The 22588-nt window shown below is 60.3% G+C and carries 18 protein-coding genes; 4 read left to right on the top strand and 14 right to left on the bottom strand.

Going from position 1 to position 22588, the window contains the following annotated elements; translation table 11 throughout:
• Positions 1–68 precede the first annotated feature (68 nt).
• Entirely contained in the window at positions 69–1832 is a 1764-nt protein-coding gene (locus tag QZH45_RS06430) for a hypothetical protein (protein WP_055135786.1), read from the top strand.
• 210 nt (positions 1833–2042) lie between these two features.
• On the opposite strand, the gene QZH45_RS06425 is transcribed toward QZH45_RS06430, so the two are convergent.
• The 4 genes from QZH45_RS06425 to QZH45_RS06410 all read right to left on the bottom strand — a co-directional run bounded on the left by QZH45_RS06425 (position 2043) and on the right by QZH45_RS06410 (position 7530).
• A complete protein-coding gene (locus QZH45_RS06425; protein ID WP_055135797.1) occupies positions 2043–3254 on the bottom strand; it encodes a tyrosine-type recombinase/integrase in 1212 nt (403 codons plus the stop codon).
• Between the two features lie 307 nt (positions 3255–3561).
• Complete coding sequence (gene guaA, locus QZH45_RS06420) at positions 3562–5139, bottom strand: glutamine-hydrolyzing GMP synthase (protein ID WP_053192656.1); 1578 nt, start codon at positions 5137–5139, stop codon at positions 3562–3564.
• Between the two features lie 79 nt (positions 5140–5218).
• Positions 5219–6688 (bottom strand): IMP dehydrogenase, encoded by a 1470-nt coding sequence (guaB, locus tag QZH45_RS06415; protein WP_024777063.1) that lies wholly within the window; start codon positions 6686–6688, stop codon positions 5219–5221.
• A gap of 293 nt (positions 6689–6981) precedes the next feature.
• A complete protein-coding gene (locus tag QZH45_RS06410) occupies positions 6982–7530 on the bottom strand; it encodes a hypothetical protein (RefSeq protein WP_055135785.1) in 549 nt (182 codons plus the stop codon).
• A gap of 259 nt (positions 7531–7789) precedes the next feature.
• Between QZH45_RS06410 and xseA the strand changes: the two genes are divergently transcribed.
• From xseA to leuA, 3 genes are all read left to right on the top strand, one after another.
• Positions 7790–9169 (top strand): exodeoxyribonuclease VII large subunit, encoded by a 1380-nt coding sequence (xseA, locus tag QZH45_RS06405; protein WP_055135784.1) that lies wholly within the window; start codon positions 7790–7792, stop codon positions 9167–9169.
• 3 nt (positions 9170–9172) lie between these two features.
• Positions 9173–9994: a M23 family metallopeptidase gene (locus QZH45_RS06400; RefSeq protein ID WP_024777060.1), complete on the top strand. Its 822-nt coding sequence runs from the start codon at positions 9173–9175 to the stop codon at positions 9992–9994.
• 457 nt (positions 9995–10451) lie between these two features.
• Positions 10452–12131, top strand: a complete 1680-nt coding sequence (gene leuA / locus QZH45_RS06395; RefSeq protein ID WP_053192650.1) for a 2-isopropylmalate synthase — start codon at positions 10452–10454, stop codon at positions 12129–12131.
• A 90-nt stretch (positions 12132–12221) separates the two neighbouring features.
• Here the strand turns inward: leuA and QZH45_RS06390 are convergent, their stop codons facing one another.
• From QZH45_RS06390 to pilW, 10 genes are all read right to left on the bottom strand, one after another.
• Entirely contained in the window at positions 12222–12638 is a 417-nt protein-coding gene (locus QZH45_RS06390) for a hypothetical protein (RefSeq protein WP_024777058.1), read from the bottom strand.
• 68 nt (positions 12639–12706) lie between these two features.
• Positions 12707–13498 carry an amidohydrolase gene (locus QZH45_RS06385; protein WP_053192646.1) on the bottom strand — a complete coding sequence of 264 codons (792 nt, stop codon included), beginning with the start codon at positions 13496–13498 and terminating at the stop codon, positions 12707–12709.
• Entirely contained in the window at positions 13486–14634 is a 1149-nt protein-coding gene (locus tag QZH45_RS06380) for a pyridoxal phosphate-dependent aminotransferase (protein WP_024777072.1), read from the bottom strand. The genes QZH45_RS06385 and QZH45_RS06380 overlap by 13 nt, the downstream gene beginning before the upstream one ends.
• Before the next feature lie 234 nt (positions 14635–14868).
• On the bottom strand, positions 14869–16338 hold the full coding sequence (gene der, locus QZH45_RS06375; protein WP_024777056.1) for a ribosome biogenesis GTPase Der: 1470 nt from the start codon (positions 16336–16338) through the stop codon (positions 14869–14871).
• A 201-nt stretch (positions 16339–16539) separates the two neighbouring features.
• Positions 16540–17691, bottom strand: a complete 1152-nt coding sequence (gene bamB, locus QZH45_RS06370; protein ID WP_024777055.1) for an outer membrane protein assembly factor BamB — start codon at positions 17689–17691, stop codon at positions 16540–16542.
• Entirely contained in the window at positions 17684–18325 is a 642-nt protein-coding gene (locus QZH45_RS06365; RefSeq protein ID WP_024777054.1) for a YfgM family protein, read from the bottom strand. The genes bamB and QZH45_RS06365 overlap by 8 nt, the downstream gene beginning before the upstream one ends.
• 41 nt (positions 18326–18366) lie before the next feature.
• Positions 18367–19656, bottom strand: a complete 1290-nt coding sequence (gene hisS, locus QZH45_RS06360) for a histidine--tRNA ligase (protein ID WP_024777053.1) — start codon at positions 19654–19656, stop codon at positions 18367–18369.
• A 25-nt stretch (positions 19657–19681) separates the two neighbouring features.
• The gene (gene ispG, locus QZH45_RS06355) at positions 19682–20791 is read right to left on the bottom strand and encodes a flavodoxin-dependent (E)-4-hydroxy-3-methylbut-2-enyl-diphosphate synthase (RefSeq protein WP_020795607.1); all 1110 of its coding nucleotides are present in this window, start codon (positions 20789–20791) and stop codon (positions 19682–19684) included.
• Positions 20792–20794: 3 nt separating this feature from the next.
• Complete coding sequence (locus QZH45_RS06350) at positions 20795–21823, bottom strand: RodZ domain-containing protein (protein WP_069018471.1); 1029 nt, start codon at positions 21821–21823, stop codon at positions 20795–20797.
• On the bottom strand, positions 21823–22581 hold the full coding sequence (gene pilW / locus QZH45_RS06345) for a type IV pilus biogenesis/stability protein PilW (protein WP_024777051.1): 759 nt from the start codon (positions 22579–22581) through the stop codon (positions 21823–21825). The genes QZH45_RS06350 and pilW overlap by 1 nt, the downstream gene beginning before the upstream one ends.
• Positions 22582–22588 lie beyond the last annotated feature (7 nt).

The following is a 22588-nucleotide window of genomic DNA, read 5'->3' as shown; positions in this document are numbered from 1 at the left end:
ATCGAGTGGCGACAGTGGCGATATGGTATTACGCTTCCTGTATTTAGGCCGCTAAGGAAGGTTTCGCCGTGTCTAGCAGATTATTGCTAACTCAGAATGCCCAGTTCTACCGAGTTATTGAACCTCTTAGTGAGGAAACTTTGCGCTCGATACTTGATGCGGCATCCTCAAACCAGAAGCCCGGTAGCACGTTGATCGCTGATCAATTTAACAAAGAAGAAGTCCTTCAGGATGGTAGCGAATACCGCTTCAGCTTGAGAGTTTTCGCGACGAATCGGGATGTCCACTTTTGGAGCGAGCCGCTTAACGACACAATCTATGCGTTCATACTCTTGGTGACCGTCGATGAATGCTTGGTCGTCTTTAAAAAATCCTGCGCCTCAGTTTCTGAAACCATCGATAAGGTTGCCACTCTGATTCGGAGCGCGGAATTGACCGCAGCTTTCAGTGACAGCGATGCTCAGTTTCAGAAGATGGCAATGCGTAATATGACTGTTTCCGAAAGAGCGATGCGCGGCAAATCGTACGAAGCAGCAGATCTTAAAGGCCTCCTGTCAACCCACGCCGCAGGCAGATCTATTCCCTACTTTTTCAAATTGCGGTTAAACGGTCGTATCAAAACCATTTCCGCTCAAAGCGGACGTGTCGTCGAGGCCTCTGAGCGTAAGTCAATAGAGAAAATAGTGGAGTGGGCAAAAGGCCAGATCCATCAGATTAACAACCCGTCATCTGATAAAGATTTTTTGGACGCCTTCGCTAAACTTGTAGAGCTGGATGTCGTGTGGGATAAAAGCGAACCCACCGCCATTCTCGTAGAGTCGTCCTTTCTTGTAGATAACGTAATTAACAAAGATATTCCTATCTTTTATACGACGCGACGGGGAAGAACGTTCCAGATGACTTCCAAACAGATTGAGGATCTCGTTTCTCAGCTTGAGAGAGTCTATGAAATTGCCGCAACAGAAGAGCTTGATCTTATAGATAGCCCCAGGCCCGCCCGTCTAAAAAAGAACATGAGCTCAATCTCGCTGACTGGCCGCTCACTTCGGCAGATTAAATTTGATGACAATGGCAAAGATATAACACTACAGGCATATATCAAAAAATACAACCTAGCAACTATCACATTTGCAGATCCGCGCTATATGTATTTCATGGGACAGTGCTTTGAAGATGGAGCTGGAATAAACGAAATCCCTGCACTATTAAAAAGCCTTGTAGCATTCCCTGAACTGAATGCTGCCACTTCCGAGAAAGGGCGATATACAATAAAAAAAACCAAGTACGACACAAAATCACTTTTTGCTATAGTTGAAAAAATTCATAGAAAGGATGATTACATTTTCTGTGACGACCTTGGCGACGAATGGGCAGACCATATCACTTTCAATAAAGCCGATTCCTCAGTTTCTTTTATTCACTCAAAGTATGGCGCCGTGAGCAAGTCCGCCAGTAATTTGCATGATGTCGTCGGCCAAGCCATCAAGAACATTGGAAATATGGATATTGACCCCAAGACCTTTCTTGCAAAAAAATACGGTGAAAAATTTTCAAACAATTATAGGGGAGGTGCAATCCCTCGTATCAGGAAGGCATTACCCGGCATATTTGACGACTATTTAACAGATTTGCGAGAGGACTATCGCTTTAACCGTCGGTGCATCATTTGTTGCTCATTCATCTCGAAGACCCTGATCGAGGAAGAGTTTAAAAGAATTCAGGATAAGAAGCGTGTCGCTGGAAATGTTACGCAACTATTCTGGATCCTTTCATCCTTTATGCATGCTGTGAGAGAGGCAGGCATACGCCCCATAGTCTATTGCCGGCCTTAGGTGAGTGAATCGCACAGCTTGCTCACACCGCGACCGGCCCGGTCAACTTCGCCTATCGTGAGTGACCGCTTCTGGCCCTTAGCGGCCAGTAGCGAATCACTGCCTTACCCCTCAATCATGCATGCGACTCGTCCAGCATCGATGAAACCGCCGATCAAGTACATGGCAATTTTCCCTTAAGCGACTTGAAATGCGGGGTGAGCAGGAAAGCTATTCATTTGTTTTCCGAGGTTTCTTGAGAGTCCATTCATCAATCATGTCGGCCCAATCCTGCAACATCGCACGGCGCTGATCCCGATACTCGGCCTTGTTGTAAACGGCTCGCACACCTTTCTGTTCGTGCGCGAGGCACTTCTCGATCCAGTCGGAGTTGTAGCCCGCCTCATGCAACAGCGTGCTAGCCGTACGGCGCAGGTCGTGGGGGCCGAATTTACCTAGCGGCACCCCCTCCTTTTGGGCAAGGCGATAGGTGAGTGTCAGTACCTGGTTGATCGTGGCGGCACTCATTGGTAAATCGGAGTCGTAGCGTGACGGCAGGATGTAATCAGAACCTCCGGCCAAAGTTTTCAATGCAATGAAGAAATCCAATGCCTGCCGGGACAGAAACACCAAATGAGGGTTTCGGCGCTTCATCCGCTCTTTGGGGATCGTCCATAGCGCCTCGCTGAAATTAATTTCACTCCACGTCGCATTGGTCAGCTCGCTTTTGCGCACCATCGTCAGCAGCAGGAGTTTGGCTGCGGCACGAACCGACGTCGCTGTTCCGATCCGATCCATGTACTGGTACATCAGCGCAATTTCATCAGGCGTCAGCGCCCGATCACGTGGCTCAAATTTGGCGATGCTGGCAGACCTCACTAGGTCCGCTGGGTTTTCAACCTTCTGGCCACGCTCAATGGCCCAGCGATAGACCTGTAGCACGATCTCACGGGAGTGGACAGCAGTTGCAGGCGCCCCCCGCTCCACTATCGCATCAGTCAGCGCCCGCAGATCCTCATGAGTGATCTCAGCGAGCTTCTGATTGCCAAACTTCGGCTTCAATTCGCGCTCATAGACTGACCGGCGCATATCGCGTGTCGAGTCCGCCATCTGATAGCCGCGCAGCCATTTTTCAGCCCAATCATCAAAGGTCTCTGCGCCCTTGGTACGAGCCTTCGCGCGCGCCTTTTCCTTAGCAGGGGACTTACCTGCGGCGATCATCTTCTTCGCCTCCCCTAGCCGCTCACGTGCCTCTGCCAGGGTGATCCCGCCCAAGCCATAACGACCGAAGGTGATGGTCTCCTGCCGGCCATTGATGGAGTAGTTGTAGCGGAAGGAGATTGAGCCGGCCGGTGTGACCGCCACGTACAAGCCATCGCGGTCAATCACCTTGTAGAGCTTGTCTTGCGGCTTGAGGTTTCGAAGCTTGGTATCAGTAAGCATGGCTTCCATTTATTCCATGAAAAAATACCATGCTCTGAAAAGCGCGGGAGAATGGGGCTTAACCCCAGTAAAACCGGGCCTCTTGGCTCTCCCGATACCATGCCGATCTTAAAACAAGGGACATGGTATCAAGCGTCATGCATGGCATCGGATGCAGTTGGTACCCCGTACCATGCCATAAAAAAACCATGCTTGGCGATGCAGAACGCTACCTGAACTTGCCAGACCCAAAAAGCCAAAAGCCCGCAATTACGCGGGCTTCAGGGTATTTCTTGCTAGATTGTGCCGGACAATACCGGACGTCCAATCATTCCCACTCAATCGTCGCCGGCGGCTTGCTCGACACGTCGTAAGTGACGCGGGAGATGCCGTCGATTTCGTTGATGATGCGACCCGAGACGGTTTCCAGCAACTCGTACGGCAGGTGTGCCCAGCGAGCGGTCATGAAGTCGATGGTTTCCACCGCACGCAGGGCCACGACCCAGGCGTAGCGACGGCCATCGCCGACCACGCCGACGGATTTCACCGGTTGGAACACCACGAACGCCTGGCTGACCTTGTGGTACCAGTCGGCCTTGCGCAGTTCTTCGATGAAGATGTGGTCGGCGCGACGCAGCAGGTCGGCGTATTCCTTCTTCACTTCACCGAGGATCCGCACGCCCAGGCCCGGGCCTGGGAATGGGTGGCGGTAGACCATATCGTAAGGCAGGCCCAGTTCCAGGCCGAGGCGACGGACCTCGTCCTTGAACAGCTCGCGCAGCGGCTCGACCAGCTTGAGGTTCATTTCTTCCGGCAGGCCACCGACATTGTGGTGAGACTTGATCACGTGGGCCTTGCCACTCTTGGCGCCGGCCGACTCGATCACGTCGGGATAGATGGTGCCCTGGGCCAGGTACTTGATGTTGTCGAGCTTGCAGGATTCGGCATCGAACACGTCGATGAAGGTACGACCGATGATCTTGCGCTTCTTCTCCGGGTCGGACTCGCCGGCCAGGTTGGTCAGGAACTGCTCTTCGGCGTTGGCGCGGATCACCTTGACGCCCATGTTCTCGGCGAACATGGCCATCACTTGCTCGCCTTCGTGCAGGCGCAGCAAGCCGTTGTCGACGAAGACGCAGGTCAGTTGATCACCAATGGCCTTGTGCAGCAGCGCAGCGACCACCGACGAGTCGACGCCGCCGGACAAGCCCAGCAGCACGTTGTCGGTACCGACCTGGGCGCGCACCTGGGCGATGGCGTCTTCAGCGATTTTCGACGGTGTCCACAGGGCTTCGCACTCGCAGATGTCGAGGATGAAGCGCGACAGGATGCGGCCGCCCTGCTTGGTGTGGGTCACTTCCGGGTGGAACTGCACGCCGTAGTAACGACGCTCGTCGCTGAACATGCCGGCAATCGGGCAGCTCGGGGTGCTGGCGAGGATGTGGAAGTCTTCCGGCATCTTGGTGACCTTGTCACCGTGGCTCATCCACACGTCCAGGCCGAACAGGCCATCGGCGTCGACATGGTCTTCGATGCCATCCAGCAGGCGGCTCTTGCCGACCACGTCAACACGGGCATAACCGAACTCACGCAGGTCGGAGCCTTCCACCTTGCCGCCGAGCTGCTCGGCCATGGTCTGCATGCCGTAGCAGATGCCGAAGACCGGTACGCCCAGGTCGAACACCGCTTGCGGGCAGCGCGGGCTGTCGGCTTCGTGCACGGACTCGGGACCGCCGGCGAGGATGACGCCTTTGGGAGCGAACTCGCGAATCGCTTCGTCATCCATGTCGAACGGGTGCAATTCGCAGTACACGCCGATTTCACGCACGCGGCGGGCAATCAGCTGGGTGTACTGGGAACCGAAGTCGAGGATCAGGATGCGGTGAGCGTGAATGTCGAGGGCCATGACTCATTCTCATGTAGTGAATCAGAAACAACTCGGGGCTGAATGAACAGCCCCGGTGATTAACGTTTTGCTGGAAGCCTTAACCTACGCGGTAGTTCGGCGCTTCCTTGGTGATCTGTACGTCGTGGACATGGGACTCGGCCATGCCAGCGCCGGTGATGCGCACGAACTCCGGCTTGGTGCGCATCTCTTCGATGTTGGCGCTGCCGGTGTAGCCCATCGAGGAACGCAGGCCACCCATCAGCTGATGGATGATCGCGGTCAGGGTGCCTTTGTACGGCACACGACCTTCGATGCCTTCCGGTACCAGCTTCTCGGCACCCGCGGAGGAGTCCTGGAAGTAGCGGTCGGAAGAGCCCTGGGCCTGGGACATGGCGCCCAGCGAACCCATGCCACGGTAAGCCTTGTAGCTACGCCCCTGGAACAGTTCGATCTCGCCCGGTGCTTCTTCGGTACCGGCGAACATCGAGCCCATCATCACGGCAGAAGCACCGGCCACGATGGCCTTGGACAGGTCACCGGAGAAACGGATGCCGCCGTCGGCGATCAACGGTACGCCAGTGCCTTCAAGGGCGGCGGCGACGTTGGCGATGGCGCTGATCTGCGGCACGCCGACACCGGCGACGATCCGGGTGGTGCAGATCGAGCCAGGGCCGATACCGACCTTGACCGCGTCGGCGCCAGCTTCGGCCAGGGCCTTGGCGGCAGCGCCGGTGGCGATGTTGCCGCCAATCACCTGCACTTCAGGGAAGTTCTGCTTGACCCAGCGAACGCGGTCGATCACGCCCTTGGAATGGCCGTGGGCGGTGTCGACCACCACCACGTCGACGCCGGCATTGACCAGCGCGGCGACGCGATCACCGGTGTCCTTGCCGGTACCGACCGCGGCACCGACGCGCAGACGACCCTGGTCGTCCTTGCTGGCCAGCGGGTAGGCCTTGGCTTTTTCGATGTCGTTGACGGTCATCATGCCCTTGAGGGCGAATTTGTCGTCGACGATCAGCACGCGCTCGATGCGGTGCTTGTGCAGCAATTCGCGGACTTCGTCCTTGCTGGTGCCTTCCTTGACGGTGACCAGGCGCTCTTTAGGCGTCATCACTTGACGGACGGTGGCATCCAGGCGGTTCTCGAAACGCACGTCGCGGGAGGTGACGATGCCGACCAGGTCGCCATCGTGCAGCACCGGAACGCCGGAGATGTTGTGCATGCGGGTCAGTTCGAACAGATCGCGCACCGTGGCATCGGCCTCGATGGTGATCGGGTCCTTGACCACGCCAGCCTCGAACCGCTTGACCTTGCGCACTTCGGCGGCCTGCTGTTCGATGGTCATGTTCTTGTGGATGATACCGATACCGCCTTCCTGGGCCATGGCAATGGCCAGACGGGCTTCGGTCACGGTGTCCATGGCAGCGGAAACCAACGGGATATTCAGTTCGATGCCACGGGTAAGACGGGTTTTGAGGCTGACTTCGTTAGGCAGCACCTCGGAATAACCAGGCACTAGGAGAATGTCGTCGAAGGTCAGAGCTTCTTGGCTGATACGCAGCATCGCGGGGGCTCCCGAGCGGGAAAATGGAAGCGCGCCATTATACTCATGCACACCGTCTGGCTCAATGTAAAACTCTGCCTATTATTGGCGGGGTGATTGACGGGGCTGATCGCTCCACTGCGGCGGTACACCGCCCCCCTGTGGCGAGGGGATTTATCCCCGCTGGACTGCGCAGCAGTCCCAAGGTGGTCGACTCATATGCCTGATGTACCGCACAGCCTGGGTTTAGGGCCGCTTCGCGCCCCAGCGGGGATAAATCCCCTCGCCACAAAAGCAGTCTCCAGTGTGCCTACCTACAACTCCACCTGCACCCAACTCACTGGCTGATCCAGCCAATCGGCGAATTCGTCGAGGAAGTCCTGCTTGAACCCCGCCTCCAGCCAGTTGTTGAAGATGAACCCCAGGTTGGAGAAGCCGCAGGGCTGCAGGAACAGGAAGCCGTTGATGTCATCTTCATGCCCGCATTCGGGGCAGGTGAAGTTGTCGGTGCGGTTGGGCATCCAGTCCTCCAGGCTTTCGAACAGCGCCTCGCCGATTTCCCGGCGGCATTCGGCGCAACCCGCTTCCTCGAGAAAGTCCTTGGCCGGGGTATAGATGCAGCGCTTGGTGATGATCTCCAGGCCGTTGACCGGCTCGTCGAACGGCAAGGCATCGGGACGCAGGACCACGGCGCGGGCGCCAGGGGCGATGGCGTGGGCCATGCGATTGCCGGTGCGCCCACAGGTGGTCAACTGTTCCTCGACAATGTTCTTGCGCACCAGCCAGCGCACGATCGCCCGGGCCCGAGGCTCATGGACCGGCAAGGTGGAGATTTTCGGGACGATGATGCTTTGGGAGTTCATGGCAAGGCCTGGCGTTTCTTTGTGAGAGCAAGCTTTGCTCCACAGGATAAAAATGGAGGCCGGCAGCTTAATCCCTGGCCAAACAAGGTCAAGGACTCAGGCAGCGCCCGATCAGCGCGAGGCCGCTGGCAGGCACCAGTCAGGTCACTCGCCACAGGGTTCCATGCGGTCATTGTGAGCCCGCTCGCGATGAAAGCAACCCGGTCCAATTGTTTCTACACATGGAGATTAAGCGGCAAATGCCCTTATCATGCCGCCCATGATTAAAGATCCCTTTGCCCGCCTGGGCCTGGACCGCGAGGTCCTGACTGTCAGCCAGCTCAACGGCCGCGCGCGAGTGTTGCTCGAGGACGTGTTCAGCAACATCTGGGTCGAGGGCGAAATCTCCAACCTCGCCCGCCCCGCCTCCGGCCACGTGTATTTCACCCTCAAGGACAGCGGCGCCCAGGTGCGTTGCGCACTGTTCCGGCAGAACGCCGCGCGGGTGCGCCAGGCCTTGAAGGACGGATTGGCGGTCAAGGTACGCGGCAAGGTTTCGCTGTTCGAGGGCCGTGGCGATTATCAACTGATTCTCGACACCGTGGAGCCGGCCGGCGATGGCGCCCTGCGCCTGGCCTTCGATGCCCTGAAGGAAAAACTCAGCGCCGAAGGCCTGTTCAGCGCCGAGCGCAAGGTGCCTCTGCCCGCGCACCCGCAACGTATCGGCATCATCAGTTCGCCCACCGGCGCGGTGATCCGCGACATCATCAGCGTGTTCCGTCGCCGTGCGCCGCAAGTTGCCCTGACACTGATCCCTACCGCCGTGCAGGGCCGCGAAGCCACCGCGCAGATCGTCCGCGCCCTGAAGCTGGCGGACGCCCGGGGTTTCGATGCGCTGATCCTGGCCCGAGGCGGCGGTTCCCTGGAAGACTTATGGTGTTTCAACGAAGAAGCCGTGGCCCGGGCCGTGGATGCCTGCGTGACGCCGATCGTCAGCGCCGTCGGCCATGAAACCGACGTTTCCATCAGCGATTTCGTCGCCGACGTGCGCGCCCCGACCCCGTCCGCCGCAGCAGAACTGCTGGCGCCGGACGCGAGCGATCTGGTACGCCGGGTCGAAAGCCTGCATCGGCGGTTGGTGATGCGTATGCGTGACCGTCTGATGCGCGACCAACTGCGCCTCGAAGGCCTGACCCGACGACTGCGTCACCCCGGCGAACGCCTGCGCCAACAGGCCCAGCGCCTGGACGATCTGGACATGCGCCTGCGCCGGGCCTTCGAACGCAGCCTCAATACCCGTCGCGAACGTCTGATCCGCCTGGAAACGCGCCTGGCCGGACAACATCCAGGCCGCCACCTGGCGCTGCTGCGCCAGCGCCTTGACAGCCTGGCCGAACGCCTGCCTCGGGCCATGCGCGAAGGCTTGAAAGCGCGACGCGTGCAATTGCACAACCAGATGCAAACGCTGCACATCGTCAGCCCCCTGGCGACCCTCGGCCGCGGCTACAGCATTCTGCTGGATGAACGCGGTCATGCGATCCGCAGTGCCGAACAGACCCGGACCGGCCAGCGCCTGACGGCCCGACTCGGCGAAGGCGAGCTGCTGGTACGGGTCGAAGACAATCACCTGACACCGGTCACCCTTTCTCTACTGGATTGATCCATGCCGCGACTTCTAGCTCCCCTGCTTTTGCTGTGCCTGACTCTCAACGCCCACGCCGACAGTTACATCACCCGCCTGCTGAACAAACCGGTTCCGGGTGGCGTGGCCGTGGTCGACCTGGGCAGCGCGGCCAAGGCGCCGAAAGCCACTTACCAGGGCAAGCCGGTGCTCGTGGTCAAGGAACAGAACAACTGGCTGGCTATTGTCGGCATCCCGCTGACCGTCCAGCCGGGCACCCAGCAGATCAGCAGCGGCGGCGGTACCCAGCCGTTCGTGGTCGGCTATAAAAAGTACCCCGAGCAGCGCATCACCCTGAAGAACAAACGCCAGGTCAACCCGAACCCCGCGGACCTCAAGCGCATCAACGCCGAGCTGGCCGTGCAGTTGAAGGCCTACCGCAGCTTCAGCCCGAACATCCCCAGTAACCTGCTGTTGGACAAACCGGTCAGCGGTCCGCTGTCGAGCCGGTTTGGCGTACGTCGATTCTTCAACGGCGAAGAACGCAACCCCCACGCCGGCCTGGACTTCGCCGTGCCCGCCGGCACGCCGATCAAGACGCCGGCGGCCGGCAAGGTGATCCTCACCGGCAATTACTTCTTCAACGGCAACACCGTGTTCGTCGACCATGGCCAGGGCTTCATCAGCATGTTCTGCCACATGTCGAAGATCGACGTGAAGGTCGGCCAGCAACTGGCCCGGGGCGCGGTGGTGGGCAAGGTTGGCTCTACAGGTCGAGCAACCGGACCGCACATGCATTGGAACATCAGCCTGAACGATGCGCGGGTGGATCCGGCGATTTTCATCGGGGCGTTCGAGCCCTGAGTTTTTTGTGGTGAGCCTACTGGCCTCATCGCGAGCGAGCTCGGCTCCCACAGGTACTGCGCCATTTCGAAAGCGTCGAATATCCTGTGGGAGCCGAGCTTGCTCGCGATGAGGCCGGCACATGCACCCCTGTTCCAGAGATTGCCAAGCGACAAACTTCAACGCAATAAACCGACAATCCCCACAAAATATCGCAATAAAATCTCGAAAACCTTCGACAAAGCAGAACTTATCTCAATTTTTTCCGACTGCTTGCGATCCTCCCCCCACCCGGTTAGGGTTGAGGGCATGAAAACCTCTCACACCCTCATTCAGCTTCGCCAGCACCGCAGCCTGTGCCTCGTCAGCGCACGACTGCCGGGCTGAATCGCGGCACCCCGTCCAGGCTGCAGAGCCACCCCCGTTCGAACCACCGGCAGGCCGCCTTTTTCCGGCCAAGACAATAAGGATTCCGCCCATGAGCATGCTCAAAGACCCGTCTTCCAAATACCGCGCCTTCCCGACCATCAACCTGCCGGATCGTACCTGGCCGTCGAAGACCATCACCGCCGCGCCGATCTGGTGCAGCTCCGACCTGCGCGATGGCAACCAGTCGCTGATCGAGCCGATGGACGCGGTCAAGAAACTGCGCTTCTGGAAAACCCTGGTCGCCGTGGGCGTCAAGGAAATCGAAGCGTCGTTCCCGGCCGCCTCGCAGACTGACTTCGACTTCGTGCGCACCCTCATCGAAGAAGGCCACATCCCGGACGACACCACCATCCAGGTGCTGACCCAGGCCCGTGAAGACCTGATCGCCCGCACCTTCGAATCCCTGCGCGGCGCGAAGAAAGCCATTGTCCACCTGTACAACGCCACCTGCCCGTCGTTCCGCCGCATCGTGTTCAATCAGGACAAGGAAGGCGTGAAGGAAATCGCAGTGAATGCGGCCAAGCTGTTCGTCAAATACGCCGCCCAACAGCCGGAAACCCAGTGGCAGTTCGAATACTCGCCAGAGACGTTCAGCGCCACTGAGCTGGAGTTCGCCAAGGAAGTCTGTGACGCGGTGATCGAAGTCTGGAACCCGACACCCGAGCACAAGGTGATCCTCAACCTGCCCGCCACCGTGGAAGTCGCCACCCCGAACGTCTACGCGGACCAGATCGAGTGGTTCCATCGCAACATCACCCGTCGTGACAGCGTGCTCATCAGCCTGCACACCCACAACGACCGTGGTACCGGCGTAGCCGCCACCGAACTGGGCCTCATGGCCGGCGCCGACCGTGTCGAAGGCTGCCTGTTCGGTAACGGCGAGCGCACCGGCAACGTCGACCTGGTGACCGTGGCGCTGAACCTCTACACCCAGGGCATCCACCCTGAGCTGGATTTCTCCGACATCGACGGCGTGCGCAAAGTGGTCGAAGAGTGCAACCAGATTCCGGTGCACCCGCGCCACCCCTATGTCGGCGACCTGGTTCACACCGCGTTCTCCGGCTCGCACCAGGATGCCATTCGCAAGGGCTTTGCCCAGCAGAAATCCGACACGCTGTGGGAAGTGCCATACCTGCCGATCGACCCGGCCGACATCGGTCGCAGCTACGAAGCAGTGATTCGCGTCAACAGCCAGTCGGGCAAGGGCGGCATCGCCTACCTGCTGGAACAGGAGTACGGCATCAGCCTGCCGCGTCGCATGCAGATCGAATTCAGCCAGGTGGTTCAGCGCGAGACCGACCGTCTCGGCCTCGAGATGACCGCCCAGCAGATCCACAGCCTGCTGCAGCGCGAATACCTGCAAGCCAACACCCCGTACGCGCTGGTCAGCCATCGCCTGCAGGAAGAGAACGGCAACAGCGCCGTGGAAGTGGAAGTCGCCAGCAAGGGCCAGGGCGAAACCAACCTGCACTGGCGCGGCAAGGGCAACGGCGCGCTGGAGGCACTGGTGGCCGGCCTGCCGATCCCCGTGGAGATCATGGACTACAACGAACACGCCATCGGCGCCGGCACCAACGCCAAGGCCGCGGCGTACATCGAACTGCGGGTCAACGGTGAACGTGCGGTGCACGGCGTGGGCATCGATGAAAACATCACCACCGCCAGCTTCAAGGCTCTGTTCAGCGCACTGAACCGCTCGCTGAGCCAGCCTGAGGCCAAGGCGGCCTGATTCGCGGCTGCAATGCAAAAAGGCCCCGGGGTGTGAACCCTGGGGCCTCGTTCCCACGCGGAGCGTGGGAATGATCAAACAACCAAAAACTCAGGCATGGGTGTCGACAGAACCGGCCATGGCCTGCAACAACGAGGCCCGCAGGCTCTGCAAAGCGGCCTGGGTGCCCATGATTTGGGTCTGGATGGCCATCGCTTGCTGGATCTTCTGCTCTTCGCTGGCCTGGCTCTTTTGCACACGGGCCAGTTCGGCCTGCTGCTGGGCCAACAGCTTTTCGGCCTGCTCGATCTGCTTCTTCAACTGCTCGACGGTATCCACACCACCGGCGGCAGGCGCCCCGGCGATGTTGGCGCCGCTGGTATCGACTTTCAGTGATTGTTCCTTCTCATCACCCGCATCGGTCGATGCCGGCGAAGTGGCCGTCGTTTCTTCGGCCGCCCCGCCGATCCGGACCTTTGGGGCCGAGAGTGGATAAGGATTTACGGTAGTTGCGCTGATCGTGGTCATGTGGACTCCTCCTTGGCTGACCCGTTATCGGCACGCAACAGCGCTTCTTAAGGGCTGAATCGTTTCAATCAGATGAATTCGAAACGGTCGGCATCCAGGTTCGCCGGAAACCGCGTGCGATACGCCGCCAGGTCCGCTGCATTCAAACTCACCATGAACACACCATCAGCCTCCCCTGCGCTGAGCAAGGTTTCGCCCTGGAAGTCCAGCACCTGACTGTCGCCGGTATAGGCAAAGCCCTTGCCGTCGGTGCCGATGCGGTTCACTGCCGCCACGTAGCACAGGTTCTCGATGGCGCGGGCGGGCAGCAGGCGGTTCCAGTGCTGGCGCCGGGCCCCCGGCCAGTTGGCGGTGTACAGCAACAGATCGGTGTCGTCGGCGTCGCGGCTCCAGGCCGGGAAACGCAGGTCGTAGCAAATCAACGGACGGACCCGCCACCCCTTGAGCTCGAACAGCACCTGGCGTTCGCCCGGCGTGTAGTGATCGTGTTCGCCGGCCATGCGAAACAGATGGCGCTTGTCGTAGTGCAGCACCTCGCCGTCCGGTCGCACCCAGAGCAGGCGATTGCGATGGCTGCCGTCAGCGGCCTGGACAATCACGCTGCCGGTGATCACCGCATCCAGCCTTGCCGCCTGGGTCCGCATCCATACGCTGGTAAGCCCGTGTTCCGGCTCCGCCAGGGTTTGCGATTCCATGGAAAACCCGGTGGTGAACATTTCCGGCAGGATGACCAGATCAGCACCCCGCGCCTGCTCCAGCAGGCCTTCGAAATGTTCCAGGTTGGCCTGGCGGTCATGCCAGGTCAGGGTGGTCTGGATCAGGGCGATGTTGAGGTTTGGCAACGCGCTCAGATCACGCATAGTTTTTCCGCTGCTTCGCGCAGCGTCTCCTCGCGTTTGGCAAAGCACAGGCGCACCAGGCGCTGGCCTTCGGGTGGGGTCTGGTAGAACACCGACACCGGAATCGTCGCCACGCCGTGCTCACGGGTCATCCAGACCGCCATGTCGACATCGTTCAGGTCCGGGCGGATATGCGAATAATCCACCAACTGGAAATAGGTACCGGTCACGCGCTTGAAGCTGAACCGCGACGGGGCCAGCAGATCGCAGAACAGGTCGCGCTTGGCCTGGTAGAAATCCGGCAACTCTTCCACATGTTCGGGATGCTCGGCCATGTAGTCGGCCAGGGCGTATTGCAGCGGCGTCACGCCACAGAAGCTGACGTACTGATGGACCTTGCGCAACTCCGCCGTCAGGGCCGGTGGCGCTACGACGTAGCCGGTTTTCCAGCCAGTGACGTGGTAGGTCTTGCCGAACGAACTGACCACGAAGGCGCGACGGTACAGTTCCTCATGGGCGAGCACGCTGGCATGGGGCACATCGTCGAACACCAGGTGTTCATAGACCTCATCGCTGATCAGGTAGATATCGCGATCACGGATCAACGCCGCCAATTGATCCAGCTCGGCGCGACTGATCAAGGCGCCGCTGGGGTTGTGGGGCGTGTTGAGAATGATCATCCGCGTACGCGGGCTCAGAGCTTCGCCGAGCTTCTGGAAATCGATGGCAAAGTCATCCAGTCCCAGCTGGACGTGCACGCAACGCCCACCGGCCAATTGGACAGAGGGTTCGTAGCTGTCATAGCAAGGGTCGAACACGATCACTTCATCGCCGCTCTGAACCACCGCTGCGATGGCGCAGAAAATCGCCTGGGTCGCTCCGGGGGTCACGGTGACTTCCTGATCGGCGTCGACATTGGCGCCATAACTGCGGGCGATCTTCGCCGCAATCTGCTGACGCAGGGCCGGCAACCCGGTCATGGGTGAATACTGGTTGTGACCTTGGGCGATATGCCGGCCAACCGCATCGCGCAGGGCCTGCGGACCATCGAAATCGGGAAACCCCTGGGACAGGTTGAGCGCGCCGGTCTGCGCGGCGAGCTGGGACATCTGGGTGAAAATGGTGATGCCGACATTCGGCAGCTTGCTGGTGATCATCAGGGGTTCTCTGCGTCTGCGCCCGGCTCTGGCACGGCGCGGGAGAGGTCGAGAATAGCCCAATCGCCGGGCATGAAAAAGGGTGCCGCGGTGGGCACCCTTTTTCATGCTGACGACTTCCCCCTGTGGGAGCGAGCCTGCTCGCGATAGCGGTGGATCAGCTTGCATCAAGGTTGCTGTCCCGACGCTTCGCGAGCAGGCTCGCTCCCACAGGTGATCGGCGCTGACTTTCGCTCAGCGCTTGTCGCGACGCTTCTTGTCGGCCTTCTTGTGGTGCGACATCAAGCGGCGCTTCTTGTTGACCTGGCGGTCAGTGAGCGTGTTCTTGTTGCCTTCGTACGGGTTCTCGCCGCCCTTGAACTCGATGCGGATCGGCGTACCGACCAGCTTCAGGACACGGCGATAGGTGTTTTCCAGGTAACGGACGTACGACTTGGGCACCTTCTCGATCTGGTTGCCGTGGATCACGATGATCGGCGGGTTGGCGCCGCCCAGGTGAGCGTAGCGCAGCTTGATCCGGCGGTTGTTGACCATCGGTGGCGCGTGCTCGCCAACGGCATCTTCCAGGATCTGGGTCAGGCGGTTGGTTGGCCAGCGGGTCACCGCCGACTTGAACGAATTCTGCACCGACGCGTAGAGGTTACCCACGCCCGTACCGTGCAGCGCCGAGATGAAGTGGATGTCGGCGAAGTCGACGAAGAACAGCCGACGCTGCAATTCGACCTTCACGTAATCACGCTCGCTCGGCGTCATGCCATCCCACTTGTTGATCGCGATGACCAGCGCACGACCGGCTTCGAGGGCAAAGCCCAGCAGGTTCAGGTCGTGATCGACTACGCCTTCCCGTGCATCCATCACAAAGATCACCACGTTGGCGTCCTTGATGGCCTGCAGGGTCTTGACCACGGAGAACTTCTCGACCTCCTCGTGGATCTTGCCGCGCTTGCGCACACCGGCGGTGTCAATCAGCGTGTACTTCTCTTCGTTGCGCTCGAACGGGATGTAGATACTGTCTCGGGTGGTGCCGGGCTGGTCGTACACGATGACCCGGTCTTCGCCGAGCATGCGGTTGACCAGCGTCGACTTGCCCACGTTCGGACGGCCGATGATCGCGATCTTGATCCCGTCTTTTTCACTCGGGCCCGGAATGCGCTTGGCCTCCTCGCCTTCGGCGACGATTTCTTCTTCGCCTTCTTCGGGCTCATCGTCATCTTTCGGGAAGTCAGCCAGGGCGACTTCCAGCAACTGGCTGATGCCGCGACCGTGGGCACCGGCAATCGGGATCGCCTGGCCCATGCCCAACGGCGCGAACTCGGCGCGAGCCATGTCCGGATCGATGTTGTCGACCTTGTTGGCGACCACATGGGAGCGCTTGTTACGCTTGCGCAAATGCTCGGCGATCATCTGGTCGGCGGCGGTGAAACCGGCCTTGGCGTCTACCAGGAACAGCACCACATCCGCTTCTTCGATGGCGAGCAGCGACTGCTCGGCCATTTTTTCGTCCATGCCATGTTCGTCGCCGGAGATGCCGCCGGTGTCGATCAGAATGTAGGTACGCCCTTGCCACTTGGCCTCACCGTATTGGCGATCACGGGTCAGACCGGACAAGTCGCCGACGATGGCGTCGCGAGTCCTGGTCAGGCGATTGAACAAGGTGGACTTGCCGACGTTCGGTCGGCCCACCAGGGCGATTACGGGAACCATGCGGCTCTCCACTTCGTTATTTCAGAAAATACAAAAGCCGCTGCGAGGCAGCGGCTGGTGCTCGGAGGCAGTCCTGTGAGAGCGGGCCTGCTCGCGAATGCGGTGCGTCAGTCAACAAATTCTCTTGTGATACACCGTATTCGCGCGCAAGCCCGCTCCCACAAAGGACAGGCCGCTTGAGATCTAGCCCCAAGCATAGTCTTACTTGATGGTCAGGGCTTCCAGTTTGCCGCTGTTGCCATACACATAAATCATGTTGCCTGCCACCAGCGGACGGGCACGAAGGCCGTCGCTGTCGATGCGCTCGCGGCCGACGAAACGACCGTCCACCTGGCTCAGCAGGTGCAGGTAACCTTCCAGGTCACCGACTGCAACGTAGCTGGAGAACACTTCCGGGGCCGACAGTTGACGACGGGCCAGGGAATCGTTGCTCCACAGTGCGGTGGTGGAGCGCTCGTCGACGCCTTCAACCGTGCCCGAGGACAGGCTCACGTAGACGCTGCCGAAACCCTGGGCGACACCGGCGTAGCTGGACGCATCGCGCTGCCACAACGGACGACCGCTTTCCAGGTCCAGCGCCGCAACGCGACCCTGGTAGCTGGCGACGTAGATCGTGCCGCCGGACAGCAGCAGGCCGCCATCGATGTCGACCACGCGCTCCAGCTCCGAACGACCTTGTGGAACGGCAACACGTTGCTCCCACACCGGCACGCCGTTGGAAATGTCCAGGGCAACCACTTTACCGGTCGACAGCCCGGCCACCGCGAGGCGGTTGGTGACGATCGGTGCGCTGGTGCCACGCAGGGTCAGGACCGCAGGAGTACTGTCGTACAACCAGCGCTGGTTGCCGGTTGCAGCATCCAGGCCGATCAGACGGTCATCCTGGGTCTGGACCACGACCACATCACCGTTGGAGGCAGGCGGTGCGAGTACTTCGCTGGACACGCGGGCGCGCCACTTCTCCTCACCGTTACTGGCATCCAGGGCAACGACCTCGCCCTTGAGCGTACCGATCATGACCAGCCCGTAACCCACGCCAACGGCGCCGGATACCGGCAGTTCGAGATCTTTTTCCCATTTGACGTCGCCGTTCAGGCGATCCATCGCCATCACCACGCCCGTGACGTCACCGGCATAGATGGTGTCGCCATCGATGGCCGGCACCAGCATGTTGTAGGTTTCGCCCTGGCCGTCGCCGATGGAGCGGCTCCATTGCTTCTGCAGCACGACTTCTTCTTTGAAGTCGGTCAGTTCGGCCGGCGGCAGTTCTTTCTTGCTGTTACTGCTGCAACCCGCGGCCAGAATGGCCAGAGCCAGCAATGCTGCATGTTTCCAACGGATCACGTCACGCATCCCCTTTGGCCAGGTCGTCCAGCTTGATTTGCAGGCCACCGACTGCGGCTTCGTCCGACAGCGCAGCCTTGGCTTTTTGGTAGGCCGCATGGGCCTCATCAGCACGACCCAGTTGTACCAGCAGGTCGCCCTTGAGTTCTTCGCGGGTCGCCAGGAACGCCTTGTCGGCATCGCCGTCGAGCAGCTTCAACGCCTCTTCGGTCTTGTTCTGCGCCGCCAGCACCTGCGCCAGACGCTGACGCGCCACTTCGCCCAGGGTCGAGTTGGCGGGCTTGTCGACAATACCTTTGAGCTCGATGACCGCGTCGTCCAGCTTGCCGCTGTCTACGGCAACCTTGGCTACGAACAGGCGGCCGTACTGCGCGTAGGCGGTGCCGCCGTACTCACTGTTGAGCTTGCCGGCCAGGTCCGCCACGCGGGCAGCATCAGGCTTGCCGTCCGGGGTCAGGGTGGTTTCCAGCAATTGCTGATAAAGCATCGAGGCGCCTTGCGCCTGGTTGCTCTGGTATTTCTGGAACGCCTGCCAGCCGAATACGATGACCAGCGCCAACAGGCCGCCAGTGACCAGCGGCTTGCCGTTGCGGCTCCACCAGTCCTTCAAATCCGCCAGCTGTTCATCTTCGGTACTCGACACCCCAATACTCCTTAATCGCTAAATCGGCTGTTTTGACAGCTTCAACCCTGCACGACGCAGGTGGCCAGGTGTGCAGCAAGCGCATCCCAGGCAATGCTTTGTTGTTCGCCCTGGCCACGCAGGGGTTTGAAACCTACCACTTGTTGGGCCAGTTCGTCGTCACCCAGGATCAGTGCATGCAGCGCACCGCTCTTGTCGGCCTTCTTGAACTGGCTCTTGAAGCTGCCGCCGCCGGCGTTGATCTGCAGGCGCAGACCAGGCAACTGGTCGCGGACCCGTTCGCTCAGGGTCAGGGCCGCCAGTTCGGCTGCTTCACCGAAGGCACACAGGTAGACGTCGACCTGACGGGAAAGCTCTTCCGGCACCTTGTCCAATGCCTCGAGCATCAGCACCAGGCGCTCGATGCCCATGGCAAAGCCCACGCCTGGCGTCGGCTTGCCGCCCATCTGCTCCACCAGACCGTCGTAACGGCCGCCGGCACACACGGTGCCCTGGGCGCCAAGCTTGTCGGTGACCCATTCGAAAACGGTCTTGCTGTAGTAATCCAGGCCGCGGACCAACTTGGGGTTGATCACGTAAGGAATGCCCACGGCGTCCAGGCGCGCCTTCAACCCTTCGAAGTGCGCACGGGATTCGTCATCGAGGTAGTCGGCCATCTTCGGCGCGTCAGCCAGGATGGCCTGGGTATCGGCGTTCTTGGTATCGAGCACGCGCAGCGGATTGGTGGTCAGACGGCGCTGGCTGTCCTCGTCGAGCTTGTCCAGGTGCGCGGAAAGAAACTCCACCAACGCTTCACGGTAGCGGCCACGGGACTCGCTGGTCCCCAGGCTGTTGAGCTCGAGCTTGACCGCGTCACGAAGGCCCAGCTCGCCCCACAGACGCCAGGTCATGACGATCAGCTCGGCGTCGATGTCCGGGCCGTCGAGGTTGAACACCTCCAGGCCGATCTGGTGGAACTGGCGATAGCGACCTTTCTGCGGACGCTCGTGACGGAACATCGGGCCGATGTACCAGAGTTTCTGCACCTGCCCGCCGCCGGTGATGCCATGTTCGAGCACCGCACGCACGCAGGCAGCCGTGCCTTCCGGGCGCAGGGTCAGGGAATCGCCGTTGCGATCCTCGAAGGTGTACATCTCTTTTTCGACGATGTCGGTCACTTCGCCGATGGAGCGCTTGAACAGCTCGGTGAACTCGACGATCGGCATGCGGATCTGCCGATAGCCATAGTTATCCAGCAAACGTGCGACGGTACCCTCGAAATAGCGCCACAGGGGCGTCTGTTCGGGCAGGATGTCGTTCATGCCACGGATGGCTTGCAGAGACTTGCTCACAATAAATCCTTAAAAATTCGGTTGCTCAGCCGCGTGCGATGACCGCTGCGTCGGCTTCGACCTTTTCGGCCGCTTTCTCGCGGATCAGCCGTTCCAGCTCATCCACCAGATTGTCATTCGTCAACTTCTGCGACGGCTTGCCGTCGATGTAAATCAGGTTCGGCGTACCGCCGGTGAGGCCGATATGGGCCTCCTTGGCTTCGCCCGGCCCGTTGACCACACAGCCGATCACCGCGACATCCAGCGGCACCAGCAGATCTTCGAGTCGCCCTTCCAGCTCGTTCATGGTCTTGACCACATCGAAGTTCTGCCGCGAGCAGCTCGGGCAGGCGATGAAGTTGATGCCACGGGAACGAAGGTGCAGGGATTTGAGAATGTCGTAGCCGACTTTCACTTCCTCGACCGGATCAGCCGCCAACGAGATGCGGATGGTATCGCCAATCCCCTCGGCGAGCAGCATACCGAGGCCGACGGCGGATTTCACCGTGCCCGAACGCAACCCACCGGCTTCAGTGATGCCCAGGTGCAGCGGCTGGACGATTTCCTTGGCCAGCAGGCGATAGGCTTCGACGGCCATGAACACGTCGGAGGCCTTCACGCTGACCTTGAAATCCTGGAAATTCAGGCGCTCGAGGTGCTCGACATGACGCAGCGCCGACTCCACGAGAGCCGCCGGCGTAGGTTCGCCGTATTTCTTTTGCAGGTCTTTTTCCAAGGAACCGGCGTTCACACCGATGCGGATCGGAATGCCACGGTCGCGGGCAGCGTCCACCACGGCGCGCACGCGGTCTTCGCGCCCAATGTTGCCCGGGTTGATACGCAGGCAGTCGACACCCAGCTCGGCCACGCGCAGGGCAATGCGGTAGTCGAAGTGAATGTCGGCCACCAGCGGCACCTTGACCAGCTGCTTGATCTTGCCAAACGCCTCGGCGGCGTCCATGTCCGGCACGGATACGCGAACGATGTCGACACCGGCGGCTTCCAGGCGGTTGATCTGCGCAACGGTGGCAGCCACGTCGTTGGTATCGCTGTTGGTCATGCTCTGCACAGCGATAGGCGCATCGCCGCCCACGGGCACGTTACCGACCCATATCTTGCGGGATTCGCGACGTTTGATTGGAGATTCGCCGTGCATGACTTATTGACCCAACTTCAGGCGAGCAGTCTCGCCACTGGTGAACGGGGCCACATCGACCGGCTGGCCGTTGTAGCTGACCTGCGCGCCCCGGGCATAGCCCAGGCGTACGGCAAACGGCGGCTTGCCGTTGATGGACGTGGTATCGCCCTTGCGCTTGAGGCCACTGAACAGCACCTTGCCGTTGCCGTCGGTAACCTGGGTCCAGCAATCGGCGGTGAATTGAATCTGCAGCTGGCCTTCACCTGCGGCCGGCGCAGCAGGGGCAGCTGGCGTCGCAGCCGGAGCTGGAGCTGGAGCTGGAGCTGGAGCCGGAGCCGGAGCCGCCACGGTCGGTGCAGGTGTGCTCGGGGCAACTGGTGCGCTGGTGGCTGGCGCAGGCGTGCCTGGAACGGCAGGCGCAACAGCCGGGGCGACAGGCGTACCCGGTTCGGCACCGGCTTCGGCGTCAGCACTCTCCTGGCTCTGTGGCAGCGCCAGGCTGGATTCACCTTGCGCCTGGCCTTCAAGCACGGCCTGGTCTTCCGGCTCGTCCAGCGGGTGGATACGCGTAGTGCCGTCGGCACCCTCCACTTCCACGTGCTCCGGCGCCATGGAGACCGATTCCTTGCTGCGCAGAGAAGCTTGATCCTGCCACCAGACGAAACCGCCCCCAATCACCGCGATCAGCAGCAACAGGCTGACGATTCGCAAAATAGTGTGGGAAACACGCACCGGTTCCTCGATGCGACCCAGACTGTGCACATTGCTGCCCTGGGCGTCGGAACCGGTGTATTGATCGAATTGCTGGACCAGCACGGTCTGATCCATGTCGAGCAGTTTGGCGTAGGCGCGGATGTAGCCCCGGGCAAAGGTATGCCCTGGCAATTTATCGAACGCGCCCGCTTCCAGGTTGCTCAGGGAAGCCACAGTGAGATTGAGCTTGAGGGCCACTTGGGCGAGCGACCAGCCATTGCTTTCGCGGGCTTGACGCAGGGTCTCACCGGGGTTCACGCGAGTCGCTGCTACCACTTCAGGATGCGCCGCTTTCATCATTGCTCCGACAGGTATTGCTGATATTCCGGCGTACCGGGATAGAGTCTTTTTAGTTGCAGGCCATAACTGGCGGCCTTGTCACGATCTTCGAATACATGCGCCAGCCGAACGCCGAGCAATAGACTACGTGCATTTTGCTCGCTCAGTAGACTAAAACGTTCGTAATAGTCCCGCGCGGGCACATATTGCCTGTCTTCGTAAGACAACTCAGCCATTTCCAGCAAGGCTCGCGGTTGCTGGCGGTTGAGCCGCAACGCCTTTTCCAGCTGCTGGCGGGTCAGATCTCGCTGGCCGAGTTTCGCGGCGGTCATGCCAAGGTTTTCGAAAACCCGCGAACGCTCAGGATAAAGGGTATCGGCGGCGGCCTGTTCGAAGCGTTCGTAGGCCTCCTTGTAACGTTGTTGCTCGTAGAGGAAGCTGCCGTAGTTGTTCAGGATCCGCGCATCCTGCGGCCGGCTGGACAGTGCCTTGCGGAAATGCTCGTCGGCCAGCTCCGGTTCCAGTTCGGCCTGGAACACCAGGGCCAGGGCCGCGTTGGCATCGGCGTCGGAGCTGTCCAGCTCCAGGGCCTTCTTGAGCGGCACTTTGGCCCGTTCGGTCATGCCCTGCTGCAGATAGCCGATGCCCAGTTGCACATAGGCCGCACGCGCTTCGTCACGCCCCTTGCTGGTTTTCATCGGATTGTAGTCACCCGACAGAACACAACCGGCGCACAGACCGGTGAACAGCAACAGCAGCGCGAAGCGCAGTGACATAGAGTTC

It is taken from the genome of Pseudomonas corrugata, assembly GCF_050920615.1.
Classification (GTDB): Bacteria; Pseudomonadota; Gammaproteobacteria; order Pseudomonadales; family Pseudomonadaceae; genus Aquipseudomonas; species Aquipseudomonas corrugata.
The sequence above is the reverse complement of the archived record's forward strand: the minus strand, read 5'-3'. Positions and strand labels throughout refer to the sequence as shown.